Origin of the sequence: Pseudomonas fluorescens (assembly GCF_001708445.1) — a bacterium.
In the GTDB taxonomy this organism is placed as follows: Bacteria; Pseudomonadota; Gammaproteobacteria; order Pseudomonadales; family Pseudomonadaceae; genus Aquipseudomonas; species Aquipseudomonas gorinensis.
Genome location: NZ_CP015637.1, coordinates 1,120,436 through 1,143,515, shown reverse-complemented (window position 1 = coordinate 1,143,515; position 23,080 = coordinate 1,120,436). Strand labels below are relative to the sequence as shown.

Annotated in this window: 19 protein-coding genes; 12 read left to right on the top strand and 7 right to left on the bottom strand. The window is 62.4% G+C overall.

Annotation, left to right across the window (positions count from 1 at the left end):
* The first annotated feature begins 3 nt into the window (after positions 1 to 3).
* The 4 genes from A7317_RS05055 to A7317_RS05040 all read left to right on the top strand — a co-directional run bounded on the left by A7317_RS05055 (position 4) and on the right by A7317_RS05040 (position 5,115).
* Entirely contained in the window at positions 4 to 306 is a 303-nt protein-coding gene (locus tag A7317_RS05055) for a hypothetical protein (protein WP_024073638.1), read from the top strand.
* 111 nt (positions 307 to 417) lie between these two features.
* Positions 418 to 1,392 carry a CobW family GTP-binding protein gene (locus A7317_RS05050; protein ID WP_069075314.1) on the top strand — a complete coding sequence of 325 codons (975 nt, stop codon included), beginning with the start codon at positions 418 to 420 and terminating at the stop codon, positions 1,390 to 1,392.
* Complete coding sequence (locus A7317_RS05045) at positions 1,389 to 2,561, top strand: ABC transporter substrate-binding protein (RefSeq protein ID WP_024073640.1); 1,173 nt, start codon at positions 1,389 to 1,391, stop codon at positions 2,559 to 2,561. The genes A7317_RS05050 and A7317_RS05045 overlap by 4 nt, the downstream gene beginning before the upstream one ends.
* 211 nt (positions 2,562 to 2,772) lie before the next feature.
* Positions 2,773 to 5,115, top strand: coding sequence for a putative bifunctional diguanylate cyclase/phosphodiesterase (locus tag A7317_RS05040; protein ID WP_069075313.1), 2,343 nt, complete (start codon positions 2,773 to 2,775; stop codon positions 5,113 to 5,115).
* 103 nt (positions 5,116 to 5,218) lie between these two features.
* On the opposite strand, the gene A7317_RS05035 is transcribed toward A7317_RS05040, so the two are convergent.
* The 4 genes from A7317_RS05035 to hmgA form a co-directional block, all read right to left on the bottom strand.
* Positions 5,219 to 7,630: a glucose/quinate/shikimate family membrane-bound PQQ-dependent dehydrogenase gene (locus A7317_RS05035; RefSeq protein ID WP_069075312.1), complete on the bottom strand. Its 2,412-nt coding sequence runs from the start codon at positions 7,628 to 7,630 to the stop codon at positions 5,219 to 5,221.
* Between the two features lie 581 nt (positions 7,631 to 8,211).
* Positions 8,212 to 8,847, bottom strand: coding sequence for a maleylacetoacetate isomerase (gene maiA, locus A7317_RS05030; protein ID WP_069075311.1), 636 nt, complete (start codon positions 8,845 to 8,847; stop codon positions 8,212 to 8,214).
* Positions 8,848 to 8,859: 12 nt separating this feature from the next.
* The gene (gene fahA, locus A7317_RS05025; RefSeq protein WP_069075310.1) at positions 8,860 to 10,146 is read right to left on the bottom strand and encodes a fumarylacetoacetase; all 1,287 of its coding nucleotides are present in this window, start codon (positions 10,144 to 10,146) and stop codon (positions 8,860 to 8,862) included.
* A 3-nt stretch (positions 10,147 to 10,149) separates the two neighbouring features.
* Positions 10,150 to 11,433 (bottom strand): homogentisate 1,2-dioxygenase, encoded by a 1,284-nt coding sequence (gene hmgA / locus A7317_RS05020; RefSeq protein WP_024073593.1) that lies wholly within the window; start codon positions 11,431 to 11,433, stop codon positions 10,150 to 10,152.
* A 119-nt stretch (positions 11,434 to 11,552) separates the two neighbouring features.
* Between hmgA and A7317_RS05015 the strand changes: the two genes are divergently transcribed.
* Entirely contained in the window at positions 11,553 to 12,332 is a 780-nt protein-coding gene (locus tag A7317_RS05015; protein ID WP_024073592.1) for an IclR family transcriptional regulator, read from the top strand.
* A gap of 1 nt (position 12,333) precedes the next feature.
* On the opposite strand, the gene dacB is transcribed toward A7317_RS05015, so the two are convergent.
* The gene (dacB, locus tag A7317_RS05010; protein WP_069077369.1) at positions 12,334 to 13,779 is read right to left on the bottom strand and encodes a D-alanyl-D-alanine carboxypeptidase/D-alanyl-D-alanine-endopeptidase; all 1,446 of its coding nucleotides are present in this window, start codon (positions 13,777 to 13,779) and stop codon (positions 12,334 to 12,336) included.
* Positions 13,780 to 14,204: 425 nt separating this feature from the next.
* On the opposite strand from dacB, the gene A7317_RS05005 reads away from it, so the two are divergent.
* The 4 genes from A7317_RS05005 to A7317_RS04990 all read left to right on the top strand — a co-directional run bounded on the left by A7317_RS05005 (position 14,205) and on the right by A7317_RS04990 (position 18,528).
* On the top strand, positions 14,205 to 14,675 hold the full coding sequence (locus A7317_RS05005; protein WP_069075309.1) for a nuclear transport factor 2 family protein: 471 nt from the start codon (positions 14,205 to 14,207) through the stop codon (positions 14,673 to 14,675).
* A 40-nt stretch (positions 14,676 to 14,715) separates the two neighbouring features.
* Positions 14,716 to 14,988, top strand: a complete 273-nt coding sequence (locus tag A7317_RS05000; protein ID WP_024073588.1) for a GIY-YIG nuclease family protein — start codon at positions 14,716 to 14,718, stop codon at positions 14,986 to 14,988.
* A gap of 76 nt (positions 14,989 to 15,064) precedes the next feature.
* A complete protein-coding gene (locus A7317_RS04995) occupies positions 15,065 to 16,000 on the top strand; it encodes a glutathione S-transferase family protein (RefSeq protein WP_024073589.1) in 936 nt (311 codons plus the stop codon).
* A 110-nt stretch (positions 16,001 to 16,110) separates the two neighbouring features.
* Entirely contained in the window at positions 16,111 to 18,528 is a 2,418-nt protein-coding gene (locus A7317_RS04990; protein ID WP_069075308.1) for a TonB-dependent siderophore receptor, read from the top strand.
* Positions 18,529 to 18,962: 434 nt separating this feature from the next.
* Here A7317_RS04990 and A7317_RS04985 read toward each other — a convergent pair whose 3' ends face one another.
* Complete coding sequence (locus tag A7317_RS04985) at positions 18,963 to 19,598, bottom strand: response regulator transcription factor (protein WP_024073586.1); 636 nt, start codon at positions 19,596 to 19,598, stop codon at positions 18,963 to 18,965.
* Between the two features lie 192 nt (positions 19,599 to 19,790).
* A complete protein-coding gene (locus tag A7317_RS04980) occupies positions 19,791 to 20,606 on the bottom strand; it encodes a response regulator (protein WP_069075307.1) in 816 nt (271 codons plus the stop codon).
* A gap of 413 nt (positions 20,607 to 21,019) precedes the next feature.
* Here A7317_RS04980 and A7317_RS04975 point away from each other — a divergent pair, with 413 nt between their 5' ends.
* The 3 genes from A7317_RS04975 to A7317_RS04965 all read left to right on the top strand — a co-directional run bounded on the left by A7317_RS04975 (position 21,020) and on the right by A7317_RS04965 (position 23,075).
* Positions 21,020 to 21,655 (top strand): DUF1120 domain-containing protein, encoded by a 636-nt coding sequence (locus A7317_RS04975; RefSeq protein WP_069075306.1) that lies wholly within the window; start codon positions 21,020 to 21,022, stop codon positions 21,653 to 21,655.
* Positions 21,656 to 21,780: 125 nt separating this feature from the next.
* Positions 21,781 to 22,404 carry a DUF1120 domain-containing protein gene (locus A7317_RS04970; protein ID WP_069075305.1) on the top strand — a complete coding sequence of 208 codons (624 nt, stop codon included), beginning with the start codon at positions 21,781 to 21,783 and terminating at the stop codon, positions 22,402 to 22,404.
* A gap of 41 nt (positions 22,405 to 22,445) precedes the next feature.
* Positions 22,446 to 23,075 (top strand): DUF1120 domain-containing protein, encoded by a 630-nt coding sequence (locus A7317_RS04965; RefSeq protein ID WP_024073581.1) that lies wholly within the window; start codon positions 22,446 to 22,448, stop codon positions 23,073 to 23,075.
* Positions 23,076 to 23,080: the final 5 nt, after the last annotated feature.

Genomic DNA, 23,080 nt, shown 5'->3' with positions numbered 1-23,080 from the left:
ACCATGTGCGGACTCTGCGGACTGCTCGGCGAAGACCTGCACTGGAGCGACCCCCTGGGCGACGAGCTGCCCCGGCGCCGAGAACGCCTGCGCCGGATCGCCGCGATCAACCAGGTACTGGCGGCGTTCCGGCTCAAGGTCGAAGACTTTCAGGGGGCGTCCTACCTGCTGCTGGGCGCTACCGGTAAACAGGCACTGGCCAGCGGGCTGGATCAACTCTGGCAGGCGGCCGAAACCATGCTCGGTCGCCCGCTGGATCCCCTCGACCCCCAACTGCTCGATCACTTGGAAAACAGCCCCCTGTAGGAGCGAGCTTGCTCGCGAAAAACGTCAACGATAACGCATGTTTCCTGAATGAACGCGGCGCCTGTGAGTTTTTCGCGAGCAAGCTCGCTCCTACAGGGTGCGGAGATAAATATGAGCATCGCACTGAATGTCATCACCGGCTTCCTCGGCAGCGGCAAGACCACCTTGCTCAAGCGCCTGCTGCACGGCGAAAGCCTCGGCGACACCGCGCTGCTGATCAACGAATTCGGCGACGTCGGCATCGACCATCTGCTGGTCGAAGAGGTGGCCCCGGACACCGTGCTGCTGCCCAGCGGCTGCGTATGCTGTTCGATCCGTGGCGAGTTGAAAGACGCGCTGCTCGGCCTGTTGCAACGCCGCGAGCGCGGCGAAATCCCGGCCTTCAAACGGGTGATCCTGGAAACCACTGGCCTGGCCGACCCGGCGCCGATCCTGGCCACCCTGAACAACGACGTGCAACTGCGTGGGCGCTTTCACATTGGCCTGGTGATCACCCTGGTCGACGCCTGCCACGCCGCCCTGCAAGAACGCCTGCACCCGGAATGGCTGGCCCAGGTCGCGGCGGCGGATCGCTTGCTGCTGAGCAAGACCGACCTGGAAGGCGACTGCGCGCCCCTGCGCGCGCATTTACAGGCGCTCAATGCCGGTACGCCGATCCTCGATACCCATGACATCCACAGCGGCGACCAGTTGCTGCTCGGCGAAGGCTTGCGCAGTGCCGAACCCGCCGTGGAGGTCAGTCGCTGGCAACTGCACCAACCCACGGCCGCCACCCACGGCGCTGCGCAAGTGTGCTGCCTGACCTTCGACCAGCCATTGGATTGGGTCGGCTTCGGGGTCTGGTTGTCGATGCTGCTAAGATGCCACGGCGAACGAATCCTTCGCGTCAAAGGACTGCTCAACGTGAACGCAAGTTTGGCCCCCATCGTTATTCATGGTGTGCAGCACTGCCTGCATGCCCCGGTCCACCTGCCGGCTTGGCCAGGTGCCGAGCGGCAATCGCGCCTGGTGTTCATCCTGCGCGGCCTGGACCCGGCGCAGTTGCGTCGCTCGTTCGACGTGTTCTCACGGCGGTTCGCTGCATGATCACATTGCGCGTGCTCGGTACGTCGGTAACGCTGCTCGAATGCCTGCGTGTGCGGGCCGAACAGGAGTTGGGCATTCGCCTGGTGTACCAGGTGCACGATGTCGAACAGGCCCAGCGCATCGCAGTGATGCAGCCCGATAGCTACGACCTGTATGACCAGTGGTTCCACAACGTCGACTTCGTGTGGCCGGCGCGGGCAATCCAGCCCATCGACACCCGGCGCATCGCCCTGTGGCACGAGATCAACGACCTGCCCAAGCGTGGCCGCCTTTCGGCCCATGACCGCCTGGGCAGCGGCAGCGTGCCCAGCGAGCGCCTGTTCGTACAGCACGACGGCAGCCTCGGCAGCACCGTCACCGAACGCATCAGCATGTTGCCCCTGACCCACAATGCCGACAGCTTTGCCTACCGCCCCGAGCGCCTGCCCGAAGGGTTCAGCCACGGCAATGAAAGCTGGGGCTGGCTGCTCGACCCCGCCTGGAGCGCGCGCACCGCGTTGCAAAGCGACGCCGCCATCGGCGCCCTGGACGCCGCGCTGGCGGTGCAGGGCGCCGGGCTGGCGACGTTCAAGGACATCGGCAACATGAGCATCGAAGAGATCGATGTACTCGCTGACATTCTGGTGCGCAAGCAGAAGGAAGGGCACTTCGCGGCGTTCTGGTCGGACGATGAAGAAGCCGCGCAATTGATGCTCAGCCCGAGCATCGATATCCAGAGCCTGTGGTCGCCCACGTTGATGCGCTTGCACCGGGCGGGGGTGAAGTACCGTCTGGCGGTGCCCCGCGAAGGCTATCGCGCCTGGTTCGGCGGCCTGTCCCTGTCGCGGCATGCCCAGGGGGCGGTGCTGGATGCGGCATATGCGTATCTCAATTGGTGGTTGTCCGGTTGGCCGGGCGCGGTGATGGCGCGCCAGGGTTACTACATCGGCAACCCGGCGCGCAGTCGCGACCACCTGAGCAGCGCCGAATGGGATTACTGGTATGCCGGCAAACCTGCCCGTGAGGAATTGCTCGGCAGCGATGGCTTGCCGCTGATTGATATCGGCGAAGTGCGCGACGGCGGTTCCTATGAGCAACGCATGGGGCATATCGCCGTGTGGAACTCGGTGATGGATGAGCACAACTACCTGGTGCGTCGTTGGGGGGACTTTATGCGCGCCCGTGGCTGACGGCCCGCCCAACGTTTGTCGCCAATAAAATGACAGCGAAGTCCCCGGTTTTATTGGGTGCACTTGTCCTTGCTCCCAGCTAATCTGCTAAAACTGAATATCCATCGACGATGGATATTTTTTTGACGCCAGGTCAGCAGTTCGCGAGGGACGCGCTATGACACAGGGACGCAGTGGCATAAAACGACGAACGCTGCCAGAGGGCACGGCAATGGCGTGGCGCCACACGTTTCAAACTCGTATCGCCGGAGTGCTGGTGTTGCTGCTGCTGGTGGTGGTCGGCGCCACCTACCTCGCCGTCAAGGCCGCCACCTCCCAGGCTGTGGAAAACCAGGCCCAGGTCCAGTTGAAGACCGGCAGCCAGGTCTTCGAACGCCTGCTGGAACTGCGGGGTCGCCGCCTGCAATACGGGCTGGATTGGCTGACCGCCGATGGCCCCTTCAAGCAAGCCGTGGCCGAGGGCCAGGCCACACCGATTCTGGCCGCCGTGCGCCGCCACGGCAGCGGTATCCGTTCCAGCCAGGTGTTTGTGCTGGGGCTCGACGGCAAGGTGATCGCCAGTACCTTGCCGCTGCTGAGTCGCGGTCAGCTGTTTCCCTACGATGCGGCGTTGCGCCAGGCACGGCGCAGTGGCTTGCAGATGTTGATCGTGGCCATGGACGGGCGACCCTACCTGCTGGTGCAGGATGAAGTGCTCGACCCGTTGCCCATTGCCCGAGTGGTCATGGGCTTCCCCATGGACAAAGGGTTCGCCCATGAATTGCGCTCCATGAGCAACCTTGAGGTGTCGTTTCTCAGTGTGCAGGACGGCCGTCCCGGCACGCTGTTCAGCACCCAGCCCGACGCCTACCAGGCCACTGTGTTCAACCTGTTGCGCGACACACACCTCGAACGTGACGCACAGATCACGTTGTTTTACGGGCAACGCGTGCTCAGCCAAGTGCTGCCGCTGGCCAATAACGGCGATGGCGATGGCGATGACGTGCGCGTGCTGCTGCAAAGTCCGCTGGACCATGCGCTGGAGTCCTTTGCTCCGCTGGACCGGCAGTTCCTCGGGATTGCCCTGGCGGTGCTGCTGGTGTCATTGGCCGGCGCGCTGTTCCTGGCGCGCCGTGTGTCACGACCGCTCAATGCGCTGGTGGAGGCGGCCGGACGCATTGGTGCCGGTGATTACCGCACGCCGGTGCGGGTGCGTAGCCACGACGAGTTCGGCCTGCTGGCCCGCGCCTTCAACGCCATGCAAAGCGGTATCGCCGTGCGCGAGCGGCAACTGGCGCATAACGCCTTGCATGACCCGCTGACCGGCCTGCCCAACCGCGCCCTGGCCATGGAGCGCCTGGGCAGTGCGATCAGTGCAAGGCGGCCGGTGGTGTTGCTGTACCTGGGCATCGAGAACTACCGGGTGATCAACGAAGGCTTCGGTCCCGAGGGCGTCGAGGAAATGCTGCGCGAAGCCAGCCGCTGTCTGTCCATGAGCCTGTTGGCCTGCGACACGGCCGCGCGCATCACCGGCAGCGAATTTCTGCTGCTGCTGGAAAACACCGAGATCGACCGCGCCGTGGCCCGCGCCGACCGGCTGTATGCACTGCTCACCGAGCCCCAACGCATTGGCAATGACGAACTGCGTCACGAAGTAAGTATCGGTATCGCTGCGTACCCCGCCGATGGCCAGCAGGTGGAAGAGTTGATCGGTCGCGCCGCCATCGCTCGTCACGATGCGGCAGCGCTGCCAGGCTACCTGCAGATCTACCAGCAGGACCGCGACCTTGCGCACCAACGTCAGATCACCTTGATCCGCGACTTGCGCCGGGCCGCCGTCGAAGGCGAACTGTTCCTCTGCTACCAGCCCAAGCTCGATCTCAAACAGGGCGACGTGCGCCAGGCCGAAGCCCTGCTGCGTTGGCAGCACCCGAGCCTGGGCCTGGTGTCTCCGGCCGAATTCATCCCCTTGGCCGAGCGCACCGGCAGCATGCGCGGCCTGACCCAGTGGGTGATCGAAGAAGCCATCCGCCAGGTGGGTGAATGGGCACAGCGCGGTATATCGATCCAGCTGTCGGTGAATATTTCGGTGGATGACCTGGGCGATGATGACCTGGCCACTCGAGTCACCACCTTGCTGCTGCAATACGGCGTATTGGCCCAGCAGTTGATTTTCGAGATCACCGAAAGCGCGATCATGCACAACCCGCAACAGGCCCTCAGTGTGCTGGACCGGTTGCGTGGTTGCGGCATCAGCCTGTCGGTGGATGACTTCGGCACCGGTTATTCGTCGTTGGCGCAATTGCAGCGCTTGCCGGTGCAGGAGTTGAAAATCGACCAGTCCTTTGTACGCAACCTCGACAGCACCAGTGGCGATGGGGTGATCGTGCGTTCCACCATCGAAATGAGCCACAACCTGGGGCTCAAGGTGGTGGCCGAAGGGGTGGAGTTCGAGCCGAGCCTCAAGCTGCTCAAACTGTGGCATTGCGACACTGCCCAGGGCTATCTGATCAGCCGGCCGCTCAGTGCCATGGCGTTCGAGATGTGGATGCGGCGCGAGCGGGTACCGCTATAACGACGGGTGCAGTCCACCGCCTCTCCCATATTTTGATTTTCTTCGCTCATGAAAAAGGCGGCTACCTGTGAGGGTAGCCGCCTTGGTTTGCCGCCGATACAGCTTAATCCGGCAGTTTGAACGCCATCACGTAGTCACCCTGCTTGGTGCCCAGGGAACCGTGACCGCCGGCCATGACCAGCACGTATTGCTTGCCGTCCTTGCCGGTGTAGGTCATCGGGGTGGTTTGCGCGCCGGCTGGCAGGCGACCTTCCCACAGTTGCTTGCCGTTTTTCACGTCATAGGCACGCAGGTACTGGTCGAGGGTACCGCTGAGGAACGCCACGCCACCGGCGGTGGTGAAGGTGCCGCCCAGGCTAGGCACGCCCATGGTCAGGGGGATTGGCACGGGCGAGCTGTCGCGCACGGTACCGTTCTTGTGCATCCAGATGGTTTTGTGGGTGGTCAGGTCGACCGCTGCCACATATCCCCACGCCGGTGCCTGGCACGGCAGGCCCATGGGCGACAGCATGGCTTCGAGGATCACGCCGTAGGGCGCGCCTTTGTTCGGCTGTACGCCTTGGGTTTCGCTGATGCGCGGGCCTTGCTTGGCGATATCGGCGGCCGGGATCAGTTTCGATTTGAACGCCATGTAGCTTGGGTTCACGAAGGCAATCTGGCGTACCGGGTCGACGGAAATGCCACCCCAGTCGAACACGCCGAAGTTACCTGGGTACACGATCGAACCTTGCAGCGATGGCGGAGTGAAAGCCCCGTCGTAGCGCAGGGACTTGAAGTCGATACGGCACAGCAGTTGGTCGAACGGTGTCACGCCCCACATGTCGCGCTCTTTGAGCGGCGGTGGCATGAAGTTCAGGTCGGACTTCGGTTGGGTCGGCGAGGTATGGTCGCCAGCGACTGCGCCTTGCGGCACTGCCACTTCGTGGATCGGCACCACCGGCTGGCCGGTTGCGCGGTCCAGGACGTAGATGCTGCCTTGCTTGGTCGACGCCATCACCGCTTGCTTCACGCCTTCAGCGGTCTTGATGTCGATCAGCGAAGGCTGGCCGCCCACGTCCATGTCCCACAGGTCATGGTGGGTGAACTGGAAGGTCCACTTCACATGGCCGCTGTCGATGTCCAGGGCTGTCAGGCCGGCGCTGTATTTTTCCGAGTCTTCGGTACGGTCGCCGCCGTATTGGTCAGGCATCTGGTTGCCCATCGGCAGGTAGAGCATGCCGAGCTTTTCATCCACGGCGAACATGGACCACATGTTCGGCGAGTTGCGGGTGTAGGTCTTGCCCTCGGCCAGCGGCGTGGTGTCGTCGGGGTTGCCGCTGTCCCAGTTCCACACCAGCTTGCCGGTGTGCACGTCGAACGCGCGGATCACGCCGCTGGGTTCGTCGGTGGAGACGTTGTCGGTGACGTGGCCGCCGATCACCACCAGGTTCTTGGTCACGGCCGGTGGCGACGTGGAGTAGTAACCGCCTGGGGCGAAGCTGCCGATATTGGCACGCAGGTCGACCTGGCCTTTGTCACCGAAGTCTTCGCACACCTTGCCGGTGTCGGCGTTCAGGGCGATCAGGCGTGTGTCGGCCGTCGGTACGAAGATGCGTTTCGGGCAGGCATTCGGCGCGACGGCGGGGCTGGCGCTGCCGGTGGGGCTCTGCTCGGACGCGTAGACGGCGTCATCGTGATACGACACGCCACGGCAGGTCATGTGCGCCCAACCCTTGAAGTTCTCGGCACCTTCGGTGCTGATCTTCGGATCGAAACGCCAGATTTCCTTGCCGGTATCCGGGTCGAGGGCGATGACTTGGCTGTGCGGGGTGCATACGTAGAGCATGCCGTTGACTTTCAGCGGGGTGTTTTCCGCCGTGGTCTCACCCGGGTCGTTCGGGCCGGGGATGTCGCCGGTGCGGTAGGTCCACGCCGGGACCAGCTTATGGGCGTTTTCCGCTGTGATCTGCGCCAGGGGCGAGTAGCGATCGCCATAGGCGGAACGACCGTAGGAGTTCCAGTCGCCATCGGCCTGGGCCGGTGCCGCACTGGCCATGCCCGGTACCGCGTCGCGGTCCAACTGGCCTTTGATCTCACCGGGGTTGGTGAACTGGCTGGCGATGGCTGCGGCGCCCGCCAGTACCACGGCCACGCTCAGCGCGCCGGTACCCAGCGGGGCCGGTTGGCCACGCAGCAACGGACGGCGAAACCATGGGAGCAACATGACGATACCCAGGGCGAACAGCAGTGCCAGGCGCGGCACCAGTTGCCACCAGTCCAGGCCGACTTCCCAAAGTGCCCACACGGTGCTGGCGAACAGCACCAGTGCGTACAGGCCCAGCGCAGCGCGGCGGGTGGCCAGCAGCAAGAGGCCGGTCAAGGTGATGCCGATACCGGCCAGCAGGTAGTACAGCGACCCGCCGAGCATCGTCAGCTTGATACCCCCGGCCAGCAAGGCCAGGCCCATGATCAGCAGCAAGACTCCAAGCAGCCTGGGCAGCAGGCGACTTGGACTTGAGGCACCGTCAGTGCTCATAGTTGTGTTTCTCCGTTACGTTGGAATTATGTAACCCCGTGCTTCACTGTAGATGACGATTCGGCGCGGGCTTGGTTCAGCGTTCATTCGGTTTTTCTGTGGATAACTGGGTTATCCACAGGCGGGCGATTTATACCCAGGCGCAGGTCGGTGCAAGACAGCGCTGTCTCTGTTGCGAGGGGAATTCGGCAAGATGGGGTCGACCGGAGAGTGAAACGTTTCAGTTTATTGCGGCAAGGATAATGGGAGGACGCGCCGAGAGAAAGCGCAAATCGCAAGATGCATCATTTCCGATTCGGTAACAGTGATTGTGGCAAGCCCGAATGCCGTTCAGTTAAGGCAGAACACCGTAACTGTGGCGAGCGGGCTGGCCTGTGGCGTGCGGACTTGTTGTGGCGAGCGGGCTTGCCCCGCGTTGGGCTGCGCAGCAGCCCCAAAACCAGGCACCGCGGTGTGTCAGTTAAAAACACATCGGCCACAACAAGCCCGCTCGCCACAGCGATATTGCTCGCTGTAAATGCAGTATCGGGCTGGCTATCAGTGATTTAGGGGCCACCAGTGCTCTATACAAGTCTCCAGCGTCATGGGGTATCAGGTTGGTTCGCCGGATGCGCCTGCACAAACGCCGGATGTTGCTCCGCCAACGCCGCCACTCGCCCGATGCGCGGGTACGCCGCCAGTGGGACCTTGAAACGCTGCGCCGCGTACAACTGCGGGATCAAGAACACATCCGCCAGCCCCGGCTGCTCGCCAAAGCAAAAACCCTGATCGCCAATCAACTGCTCGACGGCAGCCAGGCCCTGGCTGATCCAATGACCGATCCATTCCAGCACTTGAGCCTCGTCATGCCCCCACTGGCGCAGCAGGTTCTGGGTACTGGAGTTGTGCAGCGGGTGGATATCGCAGCCGATGATCGAAGCCACCCCGCGCGCATGGGCACGGGTCGCCAGGTCCTGCGCCAGCAGCGGCACCTGTGGATAACGTTCCTCCAGGTACTCGATGATCGCCAGGGATTGAATCAACAGCTCGCCGTCATCCGTGCGCAAGGCCGGCACACGGCCTTGCGGGTTGATCGCCAGGTACGCGGGCTGGTGATTGGCACCGCCAGGCGGCACCAGCAGGTTGACCGGTACAGCGCTGTAATCCAGGCCCTTGAGGGCCAGGGCAATACGCACCCGGTACGATGCGGTGGAGCGGTAGTAGGTATAAAGTTCCATTGCCCTGCCCTCCTAGCGCGCCGCAACCACGGTGCCACGGCATTCGCCAAACCCGATGGACGCAAAGCCTTCGCGGCCGCAGCGGGCGCGCAGGATGACTTCGTCGCCGTCCTCGAGGAATCGGCGCACCTCGCCGGAAGGCAGTTCGACCCCTTTCTTACCGCCCTCGGTCATCTCCAGCAGGCTGCCGAACTGCCCGGCTTCGGGCCCGGACAACGTGCCCGAACCGAACAGGTCACCGGCCTGCAACTGGCAGCCGTTGACGCTGTGGTGCGCCACCAATTGCGCGACGGTCCAGTACATATGCAGGGTGTTGCTCAGGGCCAGGCGATGGGCTGGCAGGTTGTGTTCGCGCATCGCGGCCGTGGTCAGCAGCACTTCCAGTTCGATATCGAAGGCGCCCGCCGCCTGGTCGCGTTGATCCAATAGGTACGGCAACGGTTGCGGGTCACCCTCAGGCCGCGCCGGTTGTGCCTTGCGGAACGGCTCCAGGGCTTCGGCCGTGATCACCCAGGGCGAGATGCTGGTGATAAAGCTCTTGGACAGGAACGGCCCCAGCGGCTGGTATTCCCAGGCCTGGATATCCCGCGCCGACCAGTCGTTGAGCAGGCAGAAACCGGCGATGTGGTCTGCCGCATCGCCAATGGCAATCGAATCGCCCATCGCATTGCCCTGGCCGATCCAGATACCCAGCTCCAACTCATAATCCAGGCGCGCGCAGGGACCGAATGTCGGCTCGGCCTGGCCGGCTGGCAAGGTCTGGCCTTTGGGACGACGCACGTCGGTGCCGGAGGGGCGAATGGTCGAGGCGCGGCCGTGATAACCAATCGGCACGTACTTGTAGTTGGGCAGCAAGGGGTTGTCGGGGCGGAACAATTTGCCGACATTCTGCGCATGCTCGATGCCGACGTAGAAGTCGGTGTAGTCGTTGATCTTCGCCGGCAAGTGCATCTGGCAATCGGCGGCGCGGTGCAGCACTTGGGCCTCACGCGCTTGCAGCGGGCTGCCCTCCCCCAGTAATTCCAACAGGCGCTCGCGCAGGGCCATGCGCGGGCCACGGCCCAGTTCGAAGAAGGCATTCAACTGTCCGCCGGTGGTGGCATCGACGGCGCGAAGCGCTTCGCCGTCAAACGCATCGCGCACGGCCAGCAGGTCGAGAATACAGTCGCCAATCGCCACGCCACTGCGCGGTGCCGAGCCATGGATACTGAACACGCCCAGCGGCAGGTTTTGCAGGGGGAAGTCGCGGTGACCATTGGCACTGGCGACCCAGCTGCGGGCAAGCGTTGGTTGCGTCATGGGTTATCTCCGGTTCGGGTTGAAGGTGGCGGGCAGCGAGGCCCAGCACGCGTCATAAGCGGGTTGCAGTTGCGGGCATTCCAGGGCGAACTGGGTCGGGCGCAGCACTTGGCTGGTCTCGAACATAAAGGCCATGGTGTTATCGATCTTGTGGGGCGCCAGCTCGACATTGATGGCCTTGGTGCAGGTCTCGCCATCCGGGCCGTGGGCGCTCATGCAGCTGTGCAGCGATGCACCGCCGGGCAGGAAACCGTCGGCCTTGGCATCGTAGACGCCCTGGATCAGGCCCATGTATTCGTTCATCAGGTTGCGGTGGAACCACGGTGGCCGGAAGGTGTTCTCGGCCACCATCCAGCGCGGTGGGAAGATCACAAAGTCGAGGTTGGCCAAGCCATGCACACTGGTGGGCGAGGTCAATACGGTGAAGATCGACGGGTCGGGGTGATCGAAGCTCACGGTGCCGATCGTGTTGAAGCGACGCAGATCGTATTTGTACGGCACATTGTTACCGTGCCAGGCCACCACGTTCAGCGGCGAGTGGTCCAGCTCGCAGGCCCACAGTTCACCGAGGAATTTCTGCACCAGGGTGGTGGGCTGCTTGAGGTCTTCGTAATGGGCGACGGGGCTCAGGAAGTCGCGGGGATTGGCCAGGCCATTGCTGCCAATCGGCCCCAGGTCCGGCAGGCGCAGCGGTGCGCCATGGTTCTCGGCGACGTAGCCACGCGCTTGCGCATCCAGCAATTCGACGCGGAACTTCAGGCCGCGCGGCAGTACGACGATTTCCAGCGGCTCGACCTCCAGCACCCCCAGTTCGGTGGCGATACGCAAGCGGCCCTGCTCAGGCACGATCAACAGCTCGCCATCGGCGTTGAAGAACACGCGCTCCATCGATCGGTTGGCGCGGTAGTGGTAGATGCTGATGCCCGCCGGTTTTTCCGACGCGCAATTGGCGACCATGCCGACAAGTCCCTCGATAAAGTCCGTCGGCTCGCTCGGCAGCTCCAGCGGGTTCCAGCGCAGGCGATTGGGCGTGACCGCCCCCAGCGGGCCACCGGCCAATTGCCGCTCCAGCTTGACGAACGCCGGGTGGTTGGCCGACGGCTGGATGCGGTACAGCCAGGTACGGCGCGCTTCGCTGCGCACCATGGTGAAGGCCGTGCCGGAAAACAGTTCGGTGTAGAGACCGTAGGGCGCTTTTTGCGGGGAGTTCTGGCCGACGGGCAGCGCGCCGGGTAGGGCTTCGCTGGCGAATTCATTGCCGAAGCCCGACAGGTATTCGAGGTTCATGGATCATCCTCTGGCGGAAGTTGTTTTTATCGTAATCCAGTTACGCATAACGTAATTTGATCACTGCCGACCGTCAAGCTATAAAGACGCCCACTCATCTCTCGGATTCCCGCCCCTCCATGGAAAAGCCCCGCGACACCGGTAAACAGAAAGTCCGCTCGGCCGAAGTGGGCACCGATATCCTCAAGGCCCTGGCCGAACTGTCGCCCTCCACCTCGCTGTCGCGCCTGGCCGAACATGTGCAGATGCCGGCGAGCAAGGTGCACCGCTATCTCCAGGCGTTGATCGCCTCCGGTTTTGCCGAACAGAACACCGCCACCAACCATTACGGCCTGGGCCGCGAAGCCTTGCGCGTGGGCCTGGCCGCCCTGGGCAGTATGGACGTGTTGAAAGTCGGCGCCCTGCCCCTGGCCGAACTGCGCGACGAATTGAATGAAACCTGCTTCCTGGCGGTGTGGGGCAACCAGGGCGCGACCGTGGTGCAGATCGAGCCGGCGGTGCGCGCCGTGACGGTGGTGACGCAACTGGGCTCGGTACTGCCGCTGCTCAGCTCGTCCACCGGGCTGGTGTTCAGTGCCTTCCTGCCGTCGCGGGAAACCGTCGAATTGCGTGAACGCGAGATCGAGGCTGGCATCGCCCATGCCCTGGCCGACGACCAGGCTTATGCCCTCACCTGCGAACAGATCCGCCAGCGCGGCCTGCACTTTGTGCATGGCCTGCTGATGCCGGGGGTGGATGCATTGTCGGCGCCGGTGTTCAACGCGGTTGGCCAGGTAGCTGCGGTGATGACCGTGGTCGGCCCCACCTCACTGTTCCACGCCGACGAAGATGGCCCGGCGGCGCAGCGCTTGCTGGCGGCGACCCGGGCCGTGAGTTGGCGGATGGGCTACCAGCCCTGAGCTAGTCGTGCCACTGGGCCAGGGCAAGTGCCAGGCGGTTCTCGAGGGCGCGGATGGGGGCTGCGTCGCTGATGTAGTTATTGCTGATCATTGAAAACACCAGGCGCCGTCCCTCACTGTCGGTAATGTAACCGCTCAGTGATGACACACCGCCCATGGAGCCGGTCTTGGCGTGCAGGTTGTTTTCGGCGGCGGTGCCCCGCAGGCGATAACGCAGGCTGCCGCCGGTCATGCGCTCGGCATTGCCGGCAATCGGCAAGGCGTTGTACCAGGCGTCGAACCAGGATTGTTTCGAAGCGGCCAGCAACAGGTCGGTGAGATTTTGCGCCGACACCAGGTTGCGCCGCGACAAACCGGAGCCATCCACCTGGCTGAGCGTCGCCGGGTCCATGCCCTGGCGCTGCATAAACGCCGCGACTGCCGCCACGCCCGCCACCGCCGTGCCCGCATTGGAGGTTTTGCGGCCCATGGCCTTGAGCAGGGCTTCGGACATGTTGTTGTTCGAAAGCTTGAGCAGCGGCGTGATCAAATCTTGCAACGGCGCCGATCGATGCTCCGCCAACAGCGTCGCCTTCGCTGGGCTCGCGCCCCCGAACACACGCCGGCCTAGCACCTGGATACCCTGCTGCGCCAGCGCCTGCTCAAACAGATTGGCCACCAGTTGCGTCGGTTCCCACACACTCACCCACTGCCGGCTTTGCTTTCCCGGCGCCAGTGCACCGCTGAGTTGCAGCAGGTTGGTGCCGTGCTGGCGAGTGATGGCGTAGTTGTTGCCCGCGCCGCTCACCGCACGATTGCTGAGTTGCACATAATCGGTGGCCGGGCTGATCGACACACTCACCGGCTGGCCGGCACTGAGCGGCGCCTTGGCGGTGACCAGCAAGGTGCCGGCATCAAAATCCGTATCGGGTGACACCGTCAGCGCCGAAATCTGCGCACCATAATAGGTGCTTTCGTCGTCCTGGGCCCAGTCGACGCCGAGGCGCTGGGTATCGAACCAGGTGTCATCGAACACCAAGTCACCCGATACCTGACGCACACCTTGGCTGGCCAACTGCGCGGCCAGGGCCTGGTAGTCGGCGAACTGCGTTGTCGGGTCACCCAGGCCACGCAGGTACAGGTTGCCGATCAGGCGCTCGCCCTGGCGGCGGCCGTCGCTCAACAGTTGCGTGGAAAACCGGTAGTCCGGCCCGAGCACGTCCATCGCCGCCGCCGTGGTCAGCAGCTTGAGGTTGGACGCGGGAACCAAGCGCGTGCGCGGATTGTGCTGGTAGAGCGTGGTGCCGCTGCGGGCATCGCGCACCATGACGGAAACCGTGGAGCCGTTCAGGGCAGGATCGGCCAGCAGGTGATCGAGTGTTGATGGTGTGGAAGGCGGCGAAACACTCGCACAGCCCCCCAGTAAAAAACTCACGTACAGCAGGTGTAGCCATCGCCCAAAGTGCATCAGTACTGTGTTCCGCAAAGCCATTAGTGGCCGCAACGCTAACAGCTCCGTACTCCTGTGGCGAGCGGGCCTGTCGTGGCGAGTTGGCTTGTTGTGGCGAGCGGGCTTGCCCCGCGTTGGGTGGCGAAGCCGCCCCAATAAGAGCGCTGCAGTGTGTCAGTCAGCTCCGGGGCTGTGTTTTGGGGCTGCTGCGCGGCGCCTGTGAGTTCTTCGCGAGCAAGCTCGCTCCTACAAAAAAGCCTTAACTGAACGGCATTAGGGCAAGCCCGCTCGCCACGACAAGCCCGCTTGCCACAGTTACAGTGTTCCTCCTTGACTGACTGGCATTAAGCAAGCCCACTCATTTGCACAGTGAATGACAGTAGCCTTGGCGGCGCGACCGGCTTATCGTGCGTCAACTCTTCTGACGCCAAAGGACCCCGCCCATGAGTGATGCCCATAACGCCCTGATCACCGAGTTCTACAGCGCCTTCCAGCGCCTGGATGCCGAAGCCATGGCCGCCTGCTACACCGACGATGTGGTCTTCAGCGACCCGGCGTTCGGCGAGTTACGCGGGCGTGATGCCGGGGATATGTGGCGCATGCTCACCACGCGGGCCAAGGACTTTTCCCTGACGTTCGACCATGTGCGCAGCGATGAGCGCACCGGCAGCGCGCATTGGGTGGCGACTTACCTGTTCAGCGCGACCGGCAATACCGTGGTCAACGACATCGGCGCGCGGTTTGTGTTTCGCGACGGCAAGATCTGCGAGCACCACGACCATTTCGACCTGTGGCGTTGGTCGCGCCAGGCCCTGGGCCTCAAGGGGCTGTTGCTGGGCTGGTCGCCGGCATTGAAAAACGCGGTGCGTGCCCAAGCGCTCAAAGGCTTGAAGGCATTCCAGGCCGGTCGTTGATAAGATCAGCGCTCTTCTGGTTTGCCGAAATCGATTCGTGATGACTCCCACTCAAGCCAAACCCTGGTTCGTGTACCTGGTGCGTGCCGCCAATGGCTCACTCTATTGCGGCATCAGCAACGACCCGGTGCGCCGCTTTGCTTCTCATCAAAGCGGCAAGGGCGCGCGGTTCTTTTTGTCCAGCCCCGCCGTGGCGTTGGTCTACACCGAGCAGTGCGCGAGCAAGGGCGAGGCGCTGCGCCAGGAACGGCTGATCAAGAAGCTGAAAAAAAGTGCCAAGGAGTGCCTGGCCGCGAGTGGTTCATTGATTTGAGTGATGGGTTCCCATCGTCCCCACGTACGGTTTTGCGGGCTAAGCTAGCGGTTCATTCCATTGAGCGGAGCCTGGCATGTCTGAGTTGATCCTGCACCACTACCCGCAGTCCCCCTTTGCTGAAAAAGCCCGCCTGCTCCTGGGGTTCAAGGGGTTGTCGTGGCGCTCGGTGCTTATCTCGCCGGTGATGCCCAAGCCTGATCTGACCGCCTTGACCGGGGGCTATCGCAAGACGCCGGTGTTGCAGGTCGGCGCCGATATTTACTGCGACACCGCCTTGATCGCCCGCCGCCTGGAGCAGGAAAAAGCGGCACCGACGCTGTTTCCCCAGGGCCTGGAACTGGTCACCCAGGGCTTTGCGGCCTGGGCGGATTCGGTGGTATTTGCCCATGCCGTGGCGCTGGTGTTCCAGCCTGAATCCCTGGCGGTCAAGTTTGCCAAGGTGCCGCCGCACCTGCTCCAGGTGCTGGTGGACGACCGCAGCAAACTGTTCAGCGGTGGCAGTGCGGCGCGGGTGTCCTTGGAGGTGGCCTTGCATCAATGGCCGGCGCTGGCCGGTCGCATTGAGCAGCAGTTGCAGCACTCGGTGGGGGATTTCCTGTTCGGTGAGCCTTCGATTGCCGACTTCGCCCTGGCCCATCCGCTGTGGTTCCTCAAAGGCTCGACGGTGACGGCGCCGCTGGTGGACGCATACCCCGCTGTCGCGGCCTGGCTGGAGCGGGTGCTGAGCGTTGGTCATGGCACCGCCAGTGAGATGACTGCCGAGCACGCCTTGGAGGTGGCGCGAAACGCCACGCCAGCCGCGTTGCCCGATGAACTGTTCGATGACCTGAATGGTTTCAAGGCCGGGCAGCCGGTGACGATCAGCGCTACGGATTATGGCGTTGACCCGGTGGCCGGCGAGCTGCGGTTTGTCGGGCGCGAAGAGCTGATCCTGCGGCGTACCGATGAACGCGCTGGCACCGTGCATGTGCATTTCCCACGCATGGGTTTCCGCATTCAGGCGCAATAAATAAAAAATATCTGCAAATAAATGTGAGGTTTTTCGACAGCCCATCCGTGTAGTGCTTGAAACTGCGATCTATTCGCATTAACAGCGTTTTCTACACGGGTTCTCACAGCATGAAGTCGACGGCGGGCGGTTGGGTAAAACAGTGGCTGGGAGCCTCGGTATTGACGGTGTCTGGGCTGGCATTGCTGCCCTTGAGCGTGGCGCAGGCGCAGGAGCAGCAAAGCGCCCAGTTCAACTTTGCCCAGGCCGCCAAGCCGCTGCCCCAGGCGCTGAGCGATTTCAGCCGGGTGACCGGCATCAGCGTGATCTACACCGATGAAGCCCCCTATGGTCTCAACGCCCCGGCGGTCAGTGGGCCGATGAGCGCCACCCAGGCCCTGCAACGCTTGCTGGGCGGCTCCGGCTTGACCTTCCGCCAGATCGACGCGCGCACCCTGGCCCTGGAACCGCTGCCCACCGACGGTGCGGTGAACCTCGGCGCGACCACCATCAGCGGTGTCGGCCAGGCCCAGGACAGCACCAGCTACCAGCCTCCGCCCACCAGTTCGGTGATGCGCTCCCATGCTTTGCTGCTGGAAACCCCGCAGACCGTCAACGTCGTACCCGCTCAAGTGTTGCGCGACCAGACCCCGCGCAATCTGGATGACGCCCTGGCCAATATCAGCGGCATCACCCAGGCCAACACCCTGGCCAGCACCCAGGACGCGGTAATGCTGCGTGGCTTTGGCGACAACCGTAACGGCTCGATCATGCAAGACGGCATGCCGGTGGTGCAGGGCCGCGCGCTGAACGCCACGGCAGAACGCGTTGAAGTGCTCAAGGGGCCATCGTCGCTGCTGTACGGCATCCAGGACCCGGGCGGCGTGGTCAATATCGTCAGCAAAAAGCCCGAGCTGAGCCAATCCACGGCCCTGACCGTGCGCGGTTCCACCTTTGGCGATGGCAAGAACGGCAGCGGTGGCAACCTCGATACCACCGGCCCCATCGGTGATTCGGGCCTCGCTTATCGCTTGATCGTCGACCATGAAGACGAAGACTACTGGCGCAACTTCGGCACCCACCGCGAATCGCTGGTGGCGCCGTCCCTGGCCTGGTACGGCGACACTACCAAGCTGCTGTTCGCCTACGAGCACCGTGAATTCCTCTCGCCGTTCGACCGTGGCACCGCGATCGACAAGTCCAACCACCCACTGGACATCCCCTCCACGCGGCGTCTGGACGAACCGTTCAACAACATGGAGGGCCGTTCCGACCTGTACCGTTTCGAGGCCGACCACGACCTCAACGACGACTGGAAGGCGCACTTCGGCTACAGCTGGAACCGTGAAACCTACGACGCCAGCCAAGTGCGCGTCAGCGCGGTGAATGACAATGGCACCCTGACCCGCAGAATGGACGGCACCCGGGGCGCGATCAGCACCGACCGTTTCACCACGGCCAGCCTGGAAGGCAAGGTGAACGTGCTGGGCATGCAGCATGACCTGGTGTTCGGCCTGGATGACGAATACCGCAAGATCTACCGCGCCGACCTGATCCGCCAGAACTCGCGCGGCACGTTCAACTACAACAACCCGGTGTATGGCAACGAAGTCGCGGGCACCACCGTCAGCGCCGCCGACAGTGCCCAGACCGACCTGTTGCGCAGCGACTCGCTGTTCTTCCAGGACGCCATTCACCTGACCGACCAGTGGATTCTGGTGGGCGGTGTGCGCTACCAGATGTATGACCAATACGCCGGCAAGGGCGTGCCGTTCAAGGCCAACACCGATGGCAATGGCCAGGCCTGGGTGCCGCGGGCCGGCCTGGTGTATCGCTACACTGATGAGCTGTCGTTCTACGGCAGCTACACCGAGTCGTTCAAACCCAACTCCACCATCGCCGCCTTGGCCGATGGCAGCACGTTGACCGGCGACCTCACGCCGGAGGAATCCAAGTCCTGGGAACTGGGGGCCAAGCTCGACATACCTGGGCGTGTGACCGCCAGCGTGGCGTTGTTCAACATCGACAAGCGCAATGTGCTGGTGTCGGTGGGCTCCGGTGCCAACACGATCTACAGCATTGCCGGGCAAGTGCGTTCCCGTGGCCTGGAACTGGACGCCAGCGGCCAGTTGACCGACAAGTGGAGCCTGATCGGCAGCTATGCCTTCACCGACGCCGAAGACGTCAAGGACAACGACCCGACGCTGCAAGGCAACCGCCTGCAAAACGTGGCCAGGCACACCGGTTCGTTGTCGGTGGCCTATGACTTCGGCACTATTTTCGGTGGCGACCAGTTGCGGGTGGGGACCGGCGCGCGCTACGTCGGCGAGCGCGCAGGCGATGCCGCCAACGACTTCGATTTGCCGGGCTACACCGTGGCCGACGCGTTTGCCACCTATGACACCAAGATCGACGGGCAGAAGGTCAAGTTCCAGTTCAACGTGAAGAACCTGTTCGACCGCACCTACTACACCTCGGCGGCCAGCCGCTACTTCGTGTCGATAGGTGATGCGCGGCAGGTGTCGGTGTCCAGCACCCTGGAGTTCTAAAGCCTGGCGGGTTTGTTGGGGTTAGCAGGCTTGTTATGGCTAGCAGGCTTGTTGTGGCAAGCGGGCTTGTTGTGGCGAGTTGGCTTGTTGTGGCGAGCGGGCTTGCCCTAATGCCATTCAGTTAAGCGTACATCGCCTTCTGTAGGAGCGAGGGGGACGCCTAGTTCTTGCTCGCGAAAAACGTCAACGAGTTTTCCGCGAGCAAGCTCGCTCCTACAAGAAGGCGATGTACGCTTAACTGAACGGCATTAGGGCTTGCCCCGCGTTGGGCTGCGCAGCAGCCCCAAAACCTCAGGCCGCGGTCCATCTGAAACAGCGCGGTGATCTTAGTGGGGCTGCTTCGCAGCCCAACGCGGGGCAAGCCCGCTCGCCACAGCTAGCCCGCTCGCCAGGGGATACTGTTTGTCCGTTCTATCTCGCTTGCCTGGCCAACCTCAGGGCACCATCCCACTGCTGCGGGCGTAGGCGAACAAATCCACGTCAGTGGAAATACACAACCGGTTCATCGCGGTGCTTTTCTGCTTGCTGATCGTCGAGATACTCCGGTTGACCCGCGCGGCGATCTGGCTGACGGTCATGCCGCTGGCGAGCATGCGCACCACCTCGCGCTCCTTGCCGGACAATTGCGGCACGGCTTGCTGATCCCCGGTACCCGCCTCCACCAGTTGCTGACGCAGGCATTCGCTGATGAACGTCTTGCCGGTGCTGATCGATTGAATGGCTTGAGGCAACTCCCTGGCCGATGCACTTTTAGCAATGATGGCCCGGGCGCCGTGGGCGAAGGACGTGCGCAATGTCGCGACGTTGGCGAACATGGTGACCAGAATCACCGGGAGCTCGGGGTGCTTGCGATGCATCAGGCTCAGCAGGCTATAACCATCGGCCTGCTGGTTACCCGGCATGGCGAAATCAGTCACCACGATATCGCAGGGTGTGCTGTCGATCAGCGCCAGCAATTGATCGGGCCCGTCGGCCTCGCCCACCACTTTGCAGCGACCGTTGGCTTCAATCACCACTTTTTGGCCGATACGTACAATCGGATGGTCGTCGGCAATAATTACTCGAAGCATTAGAACCACCATGATGGCAACTTGATTCGGGCAAAAATAGCGCCGGATGCAAACCGCAACAACCGGCAAAAACAGCAGTAGCAGCAGGTGGCCCAGCAATCTATGAGAGCAAGATTTTCACCTACAAAACAAAAAGAACACGGCTACAGAAAAAACCTACGCAAACCTTAATAAAAGTCCTACACATCAACACTAAAGAGCTTTCAGATATTCCACATAACGAACCAAGTCTTGCCGTAACCCAAACAACGCCCTGGCATGCAACGCCACCCCATCACGCGTCACGGCGCTGATCAACTGGATGCCGCGCGCCTCCAGCGGAGTGCCCCCCAGGAACGCCACGCTTCCGATCAGGCGGTGCAAGTGCTGTGCTGTCTGGACCGCATCCACATGCGCCATGGCATGGGACAAGGCTTGCAAATCCTGGCGTACCTCCTGCACCAGGCTGGCCAGCATCCCATCCAGCACTTGCGCACTACCAAACAGTTGCACCAGCCTGGCGCGCGTCGGCCAATCCTCTTCTCGGGTGCGCGGCACGTCTGTCACCAGTGGGGTGCCGTCCGCCAACCAATACAGCAAGACATTGCGCAGTTGACCGAACGTCAGAGGCTTGATCAGCCAGGCATTGATGCCCGCGTCCAGGCATTGGTGGACTTCATTCGGCCCAAGGTTGGAGGTCAAGGCAACGATCGGTACGGGCTCGGCCATCGACTCACGCTCTCGACGGCGCACTTCACGGGCCAAGGCATAACCATTCATGACCGGCATCTGGCAGTCCGTGAGGATCAGGTCGAACGGTTGCCCATCGAGCGCGGCAAGCGCGGCCTGGCCATCACCGCAGGTCTCGCAGCCCAACCCCAACTGCTGCAGCATCGCGCTCATCATCATGCGATAGGCAGGATGGTCGTCGACTACCAGCACTGTGCAATCCTGCCAATGGGCAGGCGAGGCATTTGACGGCAGCGGATCATCCCCAGCGCCGTCGACTGGGCGAATGTCCGATGACATGACTACCTCGACTTACCGCAATGCGCGGGCCTGGATGGAACGCCCCTACAAAACAGGCATAGATCGGCGGCAGTGGCCCGCACGCCTATATCGGCAAGGCGAGCCATCCTGTTGAGAATCTTTTTTACTAATCAGAGGGAAGAAAATATTTGAAGCGAGGCGTGCCGGCGATACAACAACTACGAAAAGTTAATAAAACCTACACATAGACAAGCCCGTTCCGACATCAGTTATTGCACGTGCGCAAGATCCACTCACTCTCGTAATTGTTGTATTTGCGCCAACACCGACGACCGATAAATTGCGCCGCATCCCACGGAGAGGGACGACCAGCCATCACGCCGGTCGCTGAAAACCAGACGGCATCTCCTGTTTTCCTGCCGTCAGCAAGCCTTGCACCGGAACTTCAAAACATGAAAAAGCCCCTAGCAGCACTCGCCACTCTCGTCATGCTCGCCACCTCAGGTGCTGCGGTTGCCGCCAGCAGTGTGGACCTGACCGTCACTGGCCTGATCACCCCGACGGCTTGCACGCCATCCTTGTCCGCTAATGGCGTCGTCGATCACGGCAAGATTTCGGCCAAGGACCTCAGCCCGACCAATTGGACCCGTCTCCCTACATCCGTCTTGAAACTGACCATCGGCTGCGACGCCCATACCCTGTTCGCGGTCCAGGCAACCGATAACCGGGCAGGCTCGGCCACCTACTCGAATGGTTTCGGCCTGGGCTTCGTCAACGGTACGCAAAAACTCGGCCAGTACGATCTGGTGTATGAGAACCCTGTCAACGGCGACGGCGGCCCCCTCTACCCGATTCTCTCGAGGGATGGCGGCCTGACTTGGATGAACAATGAAGATGCCGCCACCAGTCCTTTGGAGCTGCTGGGGTTTCGTGACAGGCCAACCGGTCGAGAGGGCCCTATCCCCCTCAAAAACGTCACTGCAGACCTGATGGTCACTACCTTTATCAACGCCACAAACAGTTGGGACATGGGCCAGGAAGAGGTTGAAATCGACGGCCTCGCCACGCTTGAAGTCAAGTACCTGTAGCACGCAGGCATGAAGCGTACCGCCCTCCTCCCTGCCCTGCATGGGAGCCCCCCTATCGACGGTTGCGCCACACTGCCAGCGGCCGGCTTGCAGATGGTTCCCGTCTTCAATCAGGACGATTACCCATGGATAGATTCACCTCAGGCCTCGTGGCCAGCCTGCTGATTGCCTGCGCACCCGCGACTTTCGCGTCCAGCAGCACCAGTTTGAGTGTCGGCGGGACCATCACGCCCAGTTCCTGCACACCGACGTTGTCCAGCGGGGGCATCGTCGACCACGGCAAGCTGACGGTAAAGGACCTCAACCCAGAGCAGCCCACCCGCCTGCCAACCGGCGAGTTGCTGCTGGAAGTCAATTGCGAGGCGGCCACCTTCTTTACCCTGACCACCGTCGACAACCGCGCCGGTACGTCGGCCATTCACCCCGCCAGCCATGGCCTGGGCACCATCAACGACGACCAAATGCTGGGCAGCGCCGCCTTCAGCGTGTTCGACGCGGTGGCCGACACTCAACCGGTGCACGCCATCATGTCCAGCAACGGCGGCAGCAGTTGGCGGATCTCGTCATACCTGGGCCACGCCGGTATCACAGCCTTTGCCGCCCCGGCAGACCTCTATACGCCCATCGCCATCAAGGTGCTGAACGCCCGCTTGAGCGCCTTCACCACCCTGGTACCGGCCAAGGACCTGCCCCTGGTGGACGAAGTGCCCATCGATGGCAGCGCCACCCTTCAAGTGAAGTACCTGTAATTCCCTGACCCTGATCCCTTCTACCAAGAATATTCCTCATCATGAAGACCACACTTAAAAGCCTGATCAGCTGTTGCTTGCTCGGCAGTCTTGCACCTGCATTCGCCGCCTCCACTGTCGACCTGAGCGTCAAGGGGTTGATCACCCCCAGCTCCTGCACACCCAGCCTATCGGCGGGTGGGCAGATCGATTACGGCAAGGTGGCGGCGAAAGACCTGAACCAGACCTCAACAACAAAGCTGGCAGAGAACCGGTTACTGCTGAAAATCGACTGCGAGGGCCCGACCGCCATGGCGTTCAAGCTCATCGACAATCAGCCGGATACCAGCAGTAATTATTGGTATCTGGGGCTGGGCCTGACACCGGCCCAAGAGAAGATCGGCCTGGTCCGTATCACCTTTGAAAACTCCACGACCGATAACCAAACCGTACACATCAGCGAGTCGGAAGACGGTGGCAAAACCTGGAGCCGTAACAATGGCCAAGGGTTTTACATCGGCGACTCACTGCATGCCCCCAGCAATCCGACCGACCCGACACAGCCTATCCCCAGCACGCACTTTGCGACCGACTTGAAGATCTATGCGGAGATTGCCCGTGCCGACGGCCTGACCCTGACAGAAGAAGTCGCCTTCCGGGCCAGCGGTACCGTTGAAGTCCATTACCTCTAAAACCC

Bases quoted from the DNA above. Each gene is read 5' to 3' on its own strand.
- fahA (WP_069075310.1), bottom strand. From the start codon at position 10,146: ATGACGCAACCAACGCTTGCCCGCAGCTGGGTCGCCAGTGCCAATGGT.
- A7317_RS05015 (WP_024073592.1), top strand. From the start codon at position 11,553: ATGGAAAAGCCCCGCGACACCGGTAAACAGAAAGTCCGCTCGGCCGAA.
- A7317_RS04980 (WP_069075307.1), bottom strand. From the start codon at position 20,606: ATGTCATCGGACATTCGCCCAGTCGACGGCGCTGGGGATGATCCGCTG.
- A7317_RS04995 (WP_024073589.1), top strand. From the start codon at position 15,065: ATGTCTGAGTTGATCCTGCACCACTACCCGCAGTCCCCCTTTGCTGAA.
- A7317_RS05040 (WP_069075313.1), top strand. From the start codon at position 2,773: ATGGCGTGGCGCCACACGTTTCAAACTCGTATCGCCGGAGTGCTGGTG.
- dacB (WP_069077369.1), bottom strand. From the start codon at position 13,779: ATGCACTTTGGGCGATGGCTACACCTGCTGTACGTGAGTTTTTTACTG.
- A7317_RS04970 (WP_069075305.1), top strand. From the start codon at position 21,781: ATGGATAGATTCACCTCAGGCCTCGTGGCCAGCCTGCTGATTGCCTGC.
- A7317_RS05035 (WP_069075312.1), bottom strand. From the start codon at position 7,630: ATGAGCACTGACGGTGCCTCAAGTCCAAGTCGCCTGCTGCCCAGGCTG.
- A7317_RS04965 (WP_024073581.1), top strand. From the start codon at position 22,446: ATGAAGACCACACTTAAAAGCCTGATCAGCTGTTGCTTGCTCGGCAGT.
- A7317_RS04990 (WP_069075308.1), top strand. From the start codon at position 16,111: ATGAAGTCGACGGCGGGCGGTTGGGTAAAACAGTGGCTGGGAGCCTCG.
- A7317_RS05005 (WP_069075309.1), top strand. From the start codon at position 14,205: ATGAGTGATGCCCATAACGCCCTGATCACCGAGTTCTACAGCGCCTTC.
- A7317_RS05055 (WP_024073638.1), top strand. From the start codon at position 4: ATGTGCGGACTCTGCGGACTGCTCGGCGAAGACCTGCACTGGAGCGAC.
- A7317_RS05000 (WP_024073588.1), top strand. From the start codon at position 14,716: ATGACTCCCACTCAAGCCAAACCCTGGTTCGTGTACCTGGTGCGTGCC.
- A7317_RS05050 (WP_069075314.1), top strand. From the start codon at position 418: ATGAGCATCGCACTGAATGTCATCACCGGCTTCCTCGGCAGCGGCAAG.
- hmgA (WP_024073593.1), bottom strand. From the start codon at position 11,433: ATGAACCTCGAATACCTGTCGGGCTTCGGCAATGAATTCGCCAGCGAA.
- maiA (WP_069075311.1), bottom strand. From the start codon at position 8,847: ATGGAACTTTATACCTACTACCGCTCCACCGCATCGTACCGGGTGCGT.
- A7317_RS04975 (WP_069075306.1), top strand. From the start codon at position 21,020: ATGAAAAAGCCCCTAGCAGCACTCGCCACTCTCGTCATGCTCGCCACC.
- A7317_RS04985 (WP_024073586.1), bottom strand. From the start codon at position 19,598: ATGCTTCGAGTAATTATTGCCGACGACCATCCGATTGTACGTATCGGC.
- A7317_RS05045 (WP_024073640.1), top strand. From the start codon at position 1,389: ATGATCACATTGCGCGTGCTCGGTACGTCGGTAACGCTGCTCGAATGC.